The organism is Bifidobacterium cebidarum (assembly GCF_009193305.1).
In the GTDB taxonomy this organism is placed as follows: domain Bacteria; phylum Actinomycetota; class Actinomycetes; order Actinomycetales; family Bifidobacteriaceae; genus Bifidobacterium; species Bifidobacterium cebidarum.
This window is the reverse complement of sequence record NZ_WBVS01000004.1, coordinates 58,870-71,155: the sequence shown is the minus strand read 5'-3', so window position 1 is coordinate 71,155 and position 12,286 is coordinate 58,870. Positions and strand designations below refer to the sequence as shown.

The following is a 12,286-nucleotide window of genomic DNA, read 5'->3' as shown; positions in this document are numbered from 1 at the left end:
TGCAAAGGCTACGTTGTCGGCAATCGTCTCATAGAACGTCGTATGAGTGATCAGCTGACGAATCAAGCCGTACGGGTTATTCTCAGTGAATCCGCCACACCGATAATCATGCCGAGAACCGCCGGAATGAACCAGCCTAGCTGCTGTTCCTGCAATGGAAGCAGGCCAAGTGCCGAATCCAGCAAAGGCAATGATCCACCAAACACGGCGGCCAGCGAATCAATGCATCCGATGAGCGCCACGACGCCTACCATCAGCACAGTCCAGAAATACACGCGATGGAATCGTGCCGCAAACACCTTATGGGTGATTGCCAACAGCACCAGCACAATCGAAATCGGGTACAAGGCCGAAAGCACCGGCACGGAAACCTTGATGATTAAACTCAGTCCTGCGTTGGAGACGATGAAACTGAAAACGGTAAACATGACCTGCCAGGCGCGGTAGCTGACCGAGCGACCGGCAACCGTCGGGAACTTGGTATGGAAATAGGTGGCACAGGTGCAAATGAGACCAGTGCAGACGTTGAGGCAAGCGATGACGAACACTACGCCGAGGAAAGCGGTACCTGCGGTGCCAAATACTGCATCGGTGAGATTCGTTAGCACCGTGGCGCCAGTGTCACTATCCGCATCAATGGGGGTGATGGAACCGGATACCGTGCCCACATAGCTCAATGCGCCATAAATCAGAATCAGCAATGCTCCTGTGCCGAGTCCGGCAAAAGCGGTCTCGCGTTGCACTTGCGCCTCTGCGGTGATATCAAGCGCACGGATGTTCGCGGAAATCACAATGCCGAAGTAAAGCGCGGCGAGCAAATCCATGGTCTGATAACCATCCAAAAAGCCTCGGGCCATCTGATTCGTCTGATAATTACCGCCAGGATGGGCAGCAGTGTCAATGCCGTGCACCAGGCAGGCTACGAACAGCACTGCGATCAAGACCAAAAGCAGCGGTCCCATGAACCGTCCAAGTACCTTGGACAGTTTTTCTGGATGCTGGGCGAATACGAATGACAAAGCGAAAAACACCAATGAATAGGCCAGTTGCGCGATCCATCGGGAACTGTCCGGCGTAAAAGGTGCCACCATCATTTCGAATGAGGTAGTTGCGGTGCGGGGAATCGCAAAGCATGGACCGATGGTCAGAATGATGGCCACGCCTAACAATACGGCGAATTTGGGGGAGACACGACCAGCGAGCTTGTCGAAGCCACCGGCGAATGTGACGGCCAGCACACCCAGAATAGGCAGGCCCACCGCGGACACGATAAAGCCGATTGCCGCGGGAATTGTGGCCGCACCGGCCTGAGCACCCACGAATGGCGGGAAAATGAGATTACCCGCTCCGAAGAACATGGAAAAGAACGTGAACGTCATAACAAGTCGTTGGCGTGGATGCAATGTCGGCATAATGCTCCTCTCTTCTCCCGCGAACCTACCAGTTGTTGCGAATCAGGGTCAAGACCAGCCAATCGGAATACCATGGTTGCGTTCACGTTTCGGGCATTTGCATCTCATGGCCTGTGACGTTGTGATTATGGTGGGCGAAACATGTTGTCTCTACAATGCAAACCACTATTGGGCTATGGCTTGCAATATGAGAAAGGGTTGGGGTTATGCCTGCGATTTCATGCCGCGCTCAACAAGCGATGTATCCCAGTGTGAGGGAGATGTTCGAACTCGCCTCGCATGTGCCGGATGCAATCTCGTTCGCGATAGGGGAGCCGGGATTCGATACGCCTCGGCCTATGATTGATGCCGCATATGAGGCGGCCATTCATGGCGATACCCATTACACGCCGAACCGAGGAACCGAGGCATTGCGCCGAGCATGGTGCGAATATCGGCTTCGGCTGGATGGCATCGCATACGAACCAAACGACCATATCATCATTACAGCGGGCGGTATGGAAGCCATGTATCTGGCGATGATCGCCACGTTGGATGAGAATGACGACATTCTTATTCCCGACCCTGGTTACGCGAACTATTTTGGACAGGTGCAGATGGTGCATGCGCATGTCGTGCCAGTACCATTGCGTGAAAATAACGGCTTCCGCATGCGTGCGGCTGATGTTGAAGCAGCCATCACACCTCAGACGAAGGCGCTGCTACTGAATTCGCCGTCCAATCCCACTGGGGCGATCATCAATCCACAAGAGCTTGCCGCGATAGCCGAAGTAGTCAAGCGACATGATCTGTGGGTGATCAGCGATGAAGTATATCGGGCGTTCGTCTATGACGATCACACGCAATTCCTGTCGATTGCATCAATGCCGGGCATGCAAGAGCACACGATTATCGTTGATTCATTCTCGAAAACCTTTGCTATGACCGGTTGGCGCATTGGATGTGCCTTTGGTCCTAAGGCAGTTATCGACCAGATGATGATTATGCAGGAGAATGTGGTGTCCTGTGTACCAGATGCGTTGCAAATGGGGGCTGCTGCTGCGTTGGAAGGTTCCGTGGATATTCTTTCCACGATGAAGGATGCGTACCGCGCGAATAGGGATATGGTCGTCGATGCGGTGCGACATATGCCATTGGTGACTTGCAATACGCCGGACGGCGCGTTCTATATTCTCATCAATGTCAAGAACACCGGATTAGATGATCATGACTTTGCGGTTCGTTTGTTGAATGAAGCCAAAGTGGTGGTTACGCCGGCATCCGGTTTTGGATTGCGTGGGCAGGGCTATGTGCGTTTGTCTTACGTGGGCAGTGCCGAAGATACGGCGGAAGGCCTGCGACGTATGCGGGCATGGTTGGAATCATTAGTGTGATATGCGATGAGGCCCTGACCATTACAGGTCAGGGCCTCAAGTTACTGGATAATGCGCTGTTCACGCACTACATCAGTGTGTCTCAGGCGTTCACGCGATCGATGCCGGACTGAACGTCGGCCAGCACGGAATCCCAGGACTTGATGAAGGCGGCGACACCGTCGGCCTCCAGCTTGTCGGTGACGTCCTTGAGGTTGATGCCGAGCTCAGCCAGCTTGTTGATGATGGCGTGGGACTCTTCGTAGGTGCCCTCGATGGACGGAGCGCCGTTGCCGTGGTCAGCCAGAGCGTTCAGGGTCTTCTCCGGCATGGTGTTGACGATGTGCGGAGCAACCAGCTCGTCAACGTACTTGCAGTCGGAGTAAGCCGGGTTCTTGGTGCCGGTGGAGGCCCACAGCGGACGCTGGACCTTGGCGCCCTTGGCAGCCAGGTCGGCCCAACGCGGATCCTCGGCGAACTTCTTCTCGAACAGCTCGTAAGCCAGGCGAGCGTTGGCCACAGCGGCCTTGCCCTCCAGAGCCTTGGCTTCGTCGGAGCCGTTGGCTTCCAGCAGCTTGTCCACAGCGGTGTCCACGCGGGAGACGAAGAAGGAAGCGACGGAACCGATGTGCTTCAGGTCGTGGCCGTTGGCGGCAGCCTGGGCGATGCCCTCGATGTAAGCGTCGATGACCTGCTCGTAACGCTCGAGAGAGAAGATCAGGGTGACGTTCACGGAGATGCCTTTGGCCAGGGTAGCGGTGATGGCCGGCAGGCCTTCGAGGGTTGCCGGGATCTTGATCATGGCGTTCGGACGGTTGACCTTCTCCCACAGCTCGACAGCCTGCTTCTCAGTGGCTTCGGTCTCGTGGGCCAGACGCGGGTCGACCTCGATGGAGACGCGGCCGTCGACGAAGTCGGTCTTCTCGGCAATCTCGCGGAAGATATCGGTGGCGTTACGCACGTCGGTGGTGGTGAGCTCGCGCACAGCGGTCTCAACATCAACCTTGCCGAGCTCCTTGAGCTGAGCATCGTACGGACCAACCTGGCTCAGGGCCTTCTGGAAGATGGACGGGTTGGTGGTAACACCGACCACGTTCTTGTTGGCGATGAGGTCCTGCAGGGAGCCGGACTCGATGCGGGAACGGGACAGATCGTCCAGCCAGATGGAAACGCCGTTGTCGGACGTACGCTGAGTTGCTTCAGTCATATTGTTTCTCCTTGTTATTGGCTCCCCTCCCAGATAAGAGGGAAGCCGAAATTTTTTTAAATTATTCAGTGGATCAGGCGTTGGCCTCGGCGATGGAAGCCTCAGCAGCCTCGACCACGTGCTCGGCGGTGATACCGAGGTCGATCATGTTCTGAGCGCCGTCACCCTGCAGGCCGAACTGCTCGATGGAGACAGGCTTGCCGTAGGAGCCGAGGTACTTGTACCACGGCATGGCAACGCCGGCCTCGACGGAGACGCGAGCCTTGACGGAAGCCGGAAGCACGGCCTCCTTGTACTCGGCGTCCTGCTCCTCGAACCATTCCATGGACGGGAAGGAGACCACGCGAGCCTTGGTGCCCTTCTCAGCCAGGGTCTTGGCGGCGGCGACAGCCCACTGGACTTCGGAGCCGGAGGCCATGATGATGACGTCCGGGGTGCCTTCGGTGTCGACGAGCACGTAAGCGCCCTTCTTGACGCCTTCCTTGGCCTTGGCGGCGGTCTCAGCCAGAACCGGCACGCCCTGGCGGGTCAGCACCATGGCGCCCGGCAGGGCGTTCTTCTTCTCGAAGAAGTAACGGTAGGCTTCAGCGGTCTCGAAGGCATCGGCAGGACGGATGACCTCGAGCTGCGGGATGGCGCGGAAGGAAGCGAGGTGCTCAACCGGCTGGTGGGTCGGACCATCTTCGCCGACGGCCACGGAATCGTGGGTCCAGACGTAGAGGTTCGGAATCTCCATGAGGGCGGCCAGACGAACAGCGGAACGCTCGTAGTCGGAGAACATGAAGAAGGTGCCACCGAACGGACGGGTGTGGGAGCCCAGCAGGATGCCGTTGGTGATGCAGCCCATGGTGAACTCGCGCACGCCGAAGTGCAGCTGGCGACCGAACTCGTTGCAGTTCGGCCACTGCTTGGTGGCGCACTCTGCAGGAGCGAAGGTGGCTGCGCCCTTGAGGTCGGTCTTGTTGGAGCCACCGAGGTCGGCGGAGCCGCCCCAGAGTTCCGGCATGACAGCGGCGATGGCATTCAGCACGGAACCGGAAGCGCCACGGGTGGCAACACCCTTGCCGACTTCGAAGGTGGCTTCAAGGTCATCGATGGCCTTGTCGAAGCCTTCCGGCAGTTCGCCGGCCTTGATGCGGTCGTACAGGGCAGCCTTGTCCGGGTTGGCCTTGCGCCAGGCGTCGAACTTCTCGTCCCATGCCTTGTGGGCTTCGAGACCGCGCTCGGCAACCTTGCGAGCGTGAGCCAGAGCCTCTTCGTCAACGTGGAAGGATTCCTCAGGATCGTAGCCGAGGACCTTCTTCAGGCCGGCGACAGCCTCAGCACCAAGCTTGGAGCCGTGGGAAGACGGATCGTTGGTCTTGCCCGGGGTCGGCCATGCGATCAGGGAGTGAACCTTGATGAGCTTCGGCTGATCCGGAGCAGCGGCCTCGGCCTTGGCAATCACGTCGGCCAGGCCTTCGATGTCCTCCTTGTAGGAGCCATCCGGCTGGATGAAGCTGAACTCGTCGGTGTACCAACCGTAGGCCTGGAAGCGCTTGAGCACATCCTCGGCCAGCACCAGGTTGGTGTCACCCTCGATCTGAATGCGGTTGGCATCGAAGATCACGGTCAGGTTGCCGAGCTTCTGGTTAGCAGCCAGAGCAGCAGCCTCGCCGGAAATGCCTTCCTCGATATCGCCTTCGCCGCAGATAGCCCAGATCTTGTGGTAGAACGGGGAATCTTCCTTCGGGGTCTCCGGATCGAGCAGACCACGCTGGAAACGCTCACCATAAGCGAAGCCGATGGCGGAAGCGAAGCCCTGGCCCAGCGGGCCGGTGGTCATTTCGATGCCCGGGGTCAGGCCGTACTCAGGGTGGCCCGGGGTGCGGGTGTCAGCGCCGCCACGGAAGTGCTTGAGGTCATCCAGGGTCACGCCATAGCCGGAGAAGTACAGCTGGACGTACTGGGTGAGGGAAGCATGACCGCCGGAAAGGATGAAGCGATCGCGGCCTTCCCAGTTGGGATCGTTAGGATCGTGCTTGATGAAGTGCTGGTACAGGGTGTAGGCGACAGGCGCCAGGGAGATGGGGGAACCGGGGTGGCCGGAACCAGCCTTCTCAACCGCGTCAGCCGAAAGGACCTTTGCCATTGCGATGGCGCGCTCGTCGAGCTCGGTCTCCTTGAATTCGGTCATGGATTTACTTTCCTTCCAATTGGTCGGGCCGCGTATCCGGCTTGTGCCGGGCGCTTGACGCCCTCACATTGCGTTTCCCATGTTAACGTCGCAAGAAGACGTTTGTGGTGCATATTTGGCGTGTTTTGGTAAGTTGTGTTCTGTTAGCGTTCACAATTCACAATCCTTCGCTACCGACGAACGTATTAGCACTCGAAACCAATGAGTGCTAATACAATATGCATAAGGCCGTTTGCGAGCTCCCAGGAGTGCTCAAGCAGCTCAAGACACGCCGAATACTGTGATTATGCCCATTCAGCGTGTCGCCGGGGAGCACGCAGACCGAACACGGAACATACTCCGCATGAACATTAGGTGCATATATAAAGGAGGCGCGCATGACGCAAACAAGACGCATGCTGGTACTGCGCGCCGTAGTTGAAGATTACATTCGCTCGCAGGAGCCGGTTGGCTCTACATCCCTGACCAAGGAGCACGATCTCGGCGTCAGTTCAGCCACCATACGCAATGATATGGCGGCTCTTGAAGACGAAGGCTACCTCATCCAGCCGCATACTTCAGCCGGACGAGTGCCCACGGAAAAAGGGTATCGGTATTTTGTGGACCGCCTCGCCACCGTGGTGCCTCTCAATGAAGCCCAGAGACGTGGAATCAACAGCTTCCTGTCTGGATCGGTGAGCCTTAAGGACGCGCTGCAGCGTTCTGCTCGATTGCTCTCTGAAATCACCGGCCAGGTGGCCGTGGTCGCATCCCCGTCCCTTGCCAAGGCGACGCTTCGTCATGTCGAAATAGTCCCCGTGGCTATGAATACATTACTGGCCGTGGTCATCACCGACACAGGGCGCGTCGCCCAACACGGTATCGCTGTGAGCACCATGCCGGCCATTGACGAAATCAATCGTCTTTCCGCTGCCGTCAACGAACAATGCAATGGATTGTCGCTGTCGAAAGCGGGGGAGAAGGTTCGTTCCATCGCAGACAGCACAGGATACGAAGACGTGCGGGAGGCAGCCAAGACATTGGCCGGCGCCTTCGAATCGATGGCTTTGGATGAGCGGGCCAACGAGCTGTACATGTCAGGTGCTTCATACCTGGCTCATTCTCGTTCTTTGTCTGATCTTGCGCCATTATTCGACGCGCTTGAAGAGCAAGTGGTCCTGATGAAATTGATGAGCAACCTCAGCGAGGAGTCAAACGCCTCTGGCGTAGGGGTCGCCATCGGTTCGGAAAGTCATACGCCAGGCCTGCTGCACGCCTCAGTGGTCAGCAGTGGCTACGGCCGGAGCGTCAATGCTTCTTCTCATCGGGAAGCCCCGGCGCAACAGGAACAATCCGACGTGGACGACACCAGCAATGATCCGGTTGCATTCGTTGGTTCCATTGGACCGACCCACATGGATTATGCGGCGACCATGGCCGCGGTTAAGGCCGTGGCCAGATACCTTACCGCGTTCATTTCTGAGAGCGGCACGGAAAGCTAGTTCATCACCGGCGCAATCAGCAACCTCGGACTGACCGAGGGCTGTGGCACAATAACCCGCAGACTCAACGAGCACAAAGGAACCATCAGTGGCAGATTATTATGAGACCCTAGGTGTTGACCGCAACGCAAGCGATACGGAGATCAAGAAGGCGTACCGCAAGCTCAGTCGTAAATACCACCCCGACATCGCCGGCCCGGAATTCGAAGATAAGTTCAAGGAAGTCAACAACGCATACGAGGTGCTGTCCAACCCGGACAAGCGCCGCATGTACGATTCCGGCGTAGATCCCAACGATCCGAATGCAGGGGCCGGCGGCTTCTCCGGTGGTTTTGGCGACATGAACGATGTGTTCTCCACATTCTTCGGCTCCGCTTTCGGCGGCGGCGCACAGGGCCCGGTACCGCGTACGCAGCCTGGTCGCGATGCTCTTGCCTCCGCTTCCATCGATTTGAAGACTGCCGTGTTCGGCGGTACCGCTCATGTGAAGATCAACACCTTTTCACTGTGCCAGGAATGCGGCGGGTCCGGAGCGCAGGGCGGATCCCAGCCGGTCACCTGCCCGGACTGCCATGGTCAAGGTTTCATGCAGAAAGTGGTTCGCACCATGCTCGGCCAGATGATGACCTCTGCGCCGTGTGAACGTTGCGAAGGCCATGGAACCATTATTCAGAACCCATGCCCGAGCTGCATGGGTCATGGACGCGTGCGTACCACCCGTAACGTGGGTGTTACCGTGCCAGCTGGTATCAGGGACAATGCACGTCTTCGCCTCGCCAACCAAGGCGAGGTGGGCGAAGGCGGCGGAGCCGCTGGTGATTTGTATATCGATATCCGCATCCGTGCGGATAAGCAGTTCACCCGAGACGGCGACGATCTGCATTGCTGGATTCAGGTACCGATGAGCTGGGCGGTGCTTGGCCATAATCTTGACATCGACACTTTTGATGGGAAGAAGACCGTTACCATTCCTGCGGGCTGCCAGCCTGAGGATACCGTGACATTGAAGGGGCTCGGTGTCACCAACATCCGCAATAACGACGAACGCGGCGATCTCATCGCTCATGTGAATGTGCTTATCCCCACGAAACTTGACGACAACGAACGCAGCCTCATCGAGCAGTTCGCCGCCTCGCACGACACCGATGCCAAACATATCTCCCAGGCTTCCCGTCCTCAAACCGGTCAGAAGAAAGCCGGATTTTTCAGCAAATTGAAGGACGCGTTGAGCTGAGCAAAGGCGAATGAAACCGAACCTTTTTGAATAACACAAACGGGTTGCACCATAGACTTCATCGTGCATGAAGTCTATGGTGCAACCCGTTTGTGTGAAAAGAATCAGCTCGATAACACCTCTTGCGGCTATGTTCGGCTGACTACTTCAGTAACGAACGGCACATCGAGCGGTATTCACTCACATAACCGCCGCCGAAGAACACGCAGTGACCGGCGATGGGGTAGAGCTGCCACAAGGTCAGACGCTCCCGCCATCCGGCCTTCAACGGATGGACCGACTGGTAGCCCTCGGTGATTTGCGTCAGATAGCTCATACCGAACAGATGGAGCATGGCCAAATCTTCCTCACGATGTCCGCCATGCGCGGCCGGATCGATCAGAACGGCTTCGCTGTGGCCGGAATCTGCAGTCCACATCACATTCCCGCTCCACAAATCGCCGTGGATTCGAGCCGGTTTGTCGTCGGCCGCGCGGCCCATCAAATCAGGAAGCGCCTCAATCACACGCTCGGTTAGCTCCACATCACGCTGATCAAGCTCACCACGCTTCACGCCGAGCTCCACCATTGGACGCAATCGCCCTTCAGCAAAATAGCTGACCGGGTCGCTCCATGTACCAGTATCCATCTTCACCGGGTCCTGGAGGGGGCCGAAGTAGCAAGTGCCATCATATCCGTCCGGTGCGGAACCGAAGTATTCGGCGCCGGTGTCATGCATGCGGGCCAGAGCTGCGCCGAAATCGTAGGCGGCCTTCGCCGTGGGGGAGGAGCTGCTCACCCGCTCGATATCCAAATAATCCTTACCCCAACCATATACCTCGACCACACGTGGACCGCCCTGCGCATGCGCTGCGCCGAGCCATTGCAGGCCCTTGCCTTCGCATTCGAAGAAACCTTGAGGCGCAAACGCCCTGCTTTTACGATATGTCGCCATTGCTGTTCCCTTCCTCGAAACTGGTACCGCATTTATTGTAGAAGCCAAGTATGTCAGCAATTCTTAGTGTCGTTCTACACCCCATTAGGTAGTGTGTTCATCGTCATAACTACGAGATAGATAGTAATTAAGAGGGGTTATGAATTTCTTCCAAGCCATTGTTCTTGGCATTATTCAGGCGCTGACCGAGTATCTGCCGGTGTCCTCCAGCGCGCATATTCGTATTTTCGGCGATTTGATGCTGGGCTCCGATCCTGGCGCCGCGTTCACCGCCATCATCCAAATCGGCACTGAGCTTGCCGTCATCCTGTATTTCCGCCACGACATCATCAATATTCTGACTCACTGGTTCGCATGCTTGTTCGGCAAGAACGGCAAGGACTTCAAATCCCGCATGGGTCGCGGCGACTACTACGCCACCATGGGCTGGAATGTCATCGTCGGCTCAATCCCAATCGTTATTTTGGGCTTCACACTGCAGAACGTGATCGAAACCACCCTGCGTAATCTGTGGATCACCGTCACCGTGCTGTTCCTCTTCGGTATCCTGCTGTGGGTGGTGGATGCCCGTGCCCGCCAGTCCAAGACCATGGCCGATATGACCTATCGCGATGCCTTCCTCTTCGGTCTTGGCCAGTCTCTGGCCCTGATTCCTGGCGTCTCCCGTTCCGGCGGCACCATCACCGTGGGCCGCGCGCTCGGCTATGAACGTGAGGCAGCTGTTCGCCTGAGCTTCCTGATGGCCATTCCCGCCGTGTTCGGTTCCGGTCTGCTCGAAGCGGTCAAGGCAGTAAAGAACTACAAGACCGACGCCTTGTTCCCCGGCTGGGGCCCGACGATTGTGGCCACCATCGTCTGCTTCATCCTCGGCTACATCGTCATCATCGGCTTCCTGAAGTTCGTGTCCACATTCTCCTACAAGGCCTTCGCCATCTACCGTATTGGCCTTGCCGTCGTGGTCGCCATCCTGCTGCTGATGGGAATCCTGCCGGCCATCGACCCCTCGGTGGCCGCGGCAGCATGACGCTTCGCAAGGTAAACTAATCTGCGACCTACGATGAAAGGGTGCTTGCTCTCTTAACTGAGAGCAAGCACCCTTTTCGTATTATGCAGCGCCAACAGGAACCTCGAAACCGTGTATCCGCGCAAGACCGAGCCACTTCATGTAGGCTACTCACCCATGCTTCTCAAATAATCTTCCGCTTCCTTGACCAATTGTTCGGCCTGCGGAGCCCCCAATGACGCTTCCTCGTCGGCCTTCTTCTTCAAATCATATTCATGTTCTAGATGATTGACGTAATCGCCTAATTGATCATTGCACCTGACCAGAACCGACGCCTGCGCTTTCCATTGTTCGGCTTTGGATTGCAGGTCGCCAGTGTCAAAGGTGAACCCGATGCGATTGCCAAGCGCATGAAGAAGTCGTATGGTACCTGCCGCGCACTCGTCACTGCCAAGGTACTGGGGAATGGAAACCCACATGGAGGCATGGGCGAATCCCTGATCAGCGGCAGCCACATCCAGAACGGTGGGAATGCCCACAGGGCCGTTGTATTCCCGATCGCCTTCGCATTGACAGTTGCTGTCGCTGATCGATAATGGCAACGGTCTGGTGTGCGGGCAATCGGAGAACATCGATCCCATGGTAATGATCTGATTCACATCGAGTTCCTCGGCGATCGCCAAACTCTCGTTGCAATATTGACGCCACCGATAATTTGGCTCAGGAGCGATCTGCGCATACAGATGTCGATCCGGCTCCAGAACGATGTCATAGAACGTGGTCTGAGGCCAAATCAGGTTTGCATAGCCGGCGGCATGACACATCATGGGACGAGCCACCTGATAGTCGTAGTATCCATCGCAACTGATATGGCGAATTTCACGGGACTCGTACTGGCCGACAAGATAGCGAATAACGTTGGTAGCGGCTTGGCATGCGTCGTTCCATCCTTCGAACGCGGCAATGAGCACCGGCGTCGACATCTGCGCTTCTTCACTCATGCCTCTAGGGTAACGTGTCGAAGTTGCGATACATGCGTGCTTTAGCCATGAGCGAGCAAGGACAAATCGAGACGACACGCCGAGATTGGACGAACTACATGCTTGTGAGTATAGTAATCACTCGTGCTTCGGCAGGGAACACTGCAGAGAGCATCGCGGACATAGCTTAGTTGGTAAAGCGCAACCTTGCCAAGGTTGAGACCGCGGGTTCGAGTCCCGTTGTCCGCTCTAGGTCCGATGAGTTGACAGACCTTACGGTGGGTTAGCCAAGCGGTTAGGCAGCGGCCTGCAAAGCCGTATAGACGAGTTCGACTCTCGTACCCACCTCGGACGGCGGCAAAGTAATTTGCTGCCACCAAACAATGCAGGCCCGGGCGGTTGGCGCAGTGGTAGCGCACTTCCCTGACACGGAAGGGGTCACAAGTTCGAATCTTGTATCGCCCACCAAAGGTGAAGAGATTCATCTTGTCATAATTCAATACCGAT

The 12,286-nt window shown here is 56.9% G+C and carries 9 protein-coding genes and 3 tRNA genes; 7 read left to right on the top strand and 5 right to left on the bottom strand.

The genetic code is table 11. The features are described 5' to 3' along the window. Positions 1–62 precede the first annotated feature (62 nt). Positions 63–1,412 carry a branched-chain amino acid transport system II carrier protein gene (gene brnQ / locus F7D08_RS05395; RefSeq protein ID WP_152209641.1) on the bottom strand — a complete coding sequence of 450 codons (1,350 nt, stop codon included), beginning with the start codon at positions 1,410–1,412 and terminating at the stop codon, positions 63–65. Between the two features lie 206 nt (positions 1,413–1,618). Between brnQ and F7D08_RS05390 the strand changes: the two genes are divergently transcribed. Further along, entirely contained in the window at positions 1,619–2,785 is a 1,167-nt protein-coding gene (locus F7D08_RS05390) for a pyridoxal phosphate-dependent aminotransferase (RefSeq protein ID WP_152209640.1), read from the top strand. 82 nt (positions 2,786–2,867) lie between these two features. On the opposite strand, the gene tal is transcribed toward F7D08_RS05390, so the two are convergent. Next, positions 2,868–3,971 carry a transaldolase gene (gene tal / locus F7D08_RS05385; RefSeq protein ID WP_152209639.1) on the bottom strand — a complete coding sequence of 368 codons (1,104 nt, stop codon included), beginning with the start codon at positions 3,969–3,971 and terminating at the stop codon, positions 2,868–2,870. A 73-nt stretch (positions 3,972–4,044) separates the two neighbouring features. After that, positions 4,045–6,147 carry a transketolase gene (gene tkt / locus F7D08_RS05380; RefSeq protein WP_152209638.1) on the bottom strand — a complete coding sequence of 701 codons (2,103 nt, stop codon included), beginning with the start codon at positions 6,145–6,147 and terminating at the stop codon, positions 4,045–4,047. A 377-nt stretch (positions 6,148–6,524) separates the two neighbouring features. Between tkt and hrcA the strand changes: the two genes are divergently transcribed. Together hrcA and dnaJ are read left to right on the top strand one after the other, a co-directional pair. After that, the gene (gene hrcA / locus F7D08_RS05375; protein ID WP_152209637.1) at positions 6,525–7,628 is read left to right on the top strand and encodes a heat-inducible transcriptional repressor HrcA; all 1,104 of its coding nucleotides are present in this window, start codon (positions 6,525–6,527) and stop codon (positions 7,626–7,628) included. An 88-nt stretch (positions 7,629–7,716) separates the two neighbouring features. Next, positions 7,717–8,862, top strand: coding sequence for a molecular chaperone DnaJ (gene dnaJ / locus F7D08_RS05370; protein WP_152209636.1), 1,146 nt, complete (start codon positions 7,717–7,719; stop codon positions 8,860–8,862). Between the two features lie 142 nt (positions 8,863–9,004). On the opposite strand, the gene F7D08_RS05365 is transcribed toward dnaJ, so the two are convergent. After that, the gene (locus tag F7D08_RS05365) at positions 9,005–9,796 is read right to left on the bottom strand and encodes a fructosamine kinase family protein (RefSeq protein WP_152209635.1); all 792 of its coding nucleotides are present in this window, start codon (positions 9,794–9,796) and stop codon (positions 9,005–9,007) included. Between the two features lie 139 nt (positions 9,797–9,935). On the opposite strand from F7D08_RS05365, the gene uppP reads away from it, so the two are divergent. Further along, positions 9,936–10,820, top strand: coding sequence for an undecaprenyl-diphosphatase UppP (uppP, locus tag F7D08_RS05360; RefSeq protein WP_152209634.1), 885 nt, complete (start codon positions 9,936–9,938; stop codon positions 10,818–10,820). A 146-nt stretch (positions 10,821–10,966) separates the two neighbouring features. Here the strand turns inward: uppP and F7D08_RS05355 are convergent, their stop codons facing one another. Then, complete coding sequence (locus F7D08_RS05355; protein WP_152209633.1) at positions 10,967–11,800, bottom strand: PAC2 family protein; 834 nt, start codon at positions 11,798–11,800, stop codon at positions 10,967–10,969. Between the two features lie 155 nt (positions 11,801–11,955). On the opposite strand from F7D08_RS05355, the gene F7D08_RS05350 reads away from it, so the two are divergent. The 3 genes from F7D08_RS05350 (at position 11,956) to F7D08_RS05340 (ending at position 12,247) form a co-directional block, all read left to right on the top strand. Beyond that, positions 11,956–12,028: transfer RNA gene (locus tag F7D08_RS05350), tRNA-Gly, on the top strand. A 28-nt stretch (positions 12,029–12,056) separates the two neighbouring features. Next, positions 12,057–12,127, top strand: a tRNA-Cys gene (locus tag F7D08_RS05345). Between the two features lie 45 nt (positions 12,128–12,172). Next, positions 12,173–12,247 (top strand) — tRNA-Val (locus tag F7D08_RS05340). The last annotated feature ends 39 nt before the right edge of the window (positions 12,248–12,286 follow it).

Excerpts from the sequence above, each read along its gene's own strand:
- brnQ (WP_152209641.1), bottom strand. The coding sequence starts at position 1,412 with ATGCCGACATTGCATCCACGCCAACGACTTGTTATGACGTTCACGTTC.
- F7D08_RS05390 (WP_152209640.1), top strand. The coding sequence starts at position 1,619 with ATGCCTGCGATTTCATGCCGCGCTCAACAAGCGATGTATCCCAGTGTG.
- tal (WP_152209639.1), bottom strand. The coding sequence starts at position 3,971 with ATGACTGAAGCAACTCAGCGTACGTCCGACAACGGCGTTTCCATCTGG.
- tkt (WP_152209638.1), bottom strand. The coding sequence starts at position 6,147 with ATGACCGAATTCAAGGAGACCGAGCTCGACGAGCGCGCCATCGCAATG.
- hrcA (WP_152209637.1), top strand. The coding sequence starts at position 6,525 with ATGACGCAAACAAGACGCATGCTGGTACTGCGCGCCGTAGTTGAAGAT.
- F7D08_RS05365 (WP_152209635.1), bottom strand. The coding sequence starts at position 9,796 with ATGGCGACATATCGTAAAAGCAGGGCGTTTGCGCCTCAAGGTTTCTTC.
- uppP (WP_152209634.1), top strand. The coding sequence starts at position 9,936 with ATGAATTTCTTCCAAGCCATTGTTCTTGGCATTATTCAGGCGCTGACC.
- F7D08_RS05355 (WP_152209633.1), bottom strand. The coding sequence starts at position 11,800 with ATGAGTGAAGAAGCGCAGATGTCGACGCCGGTGCTCATTGCCGCGTTC.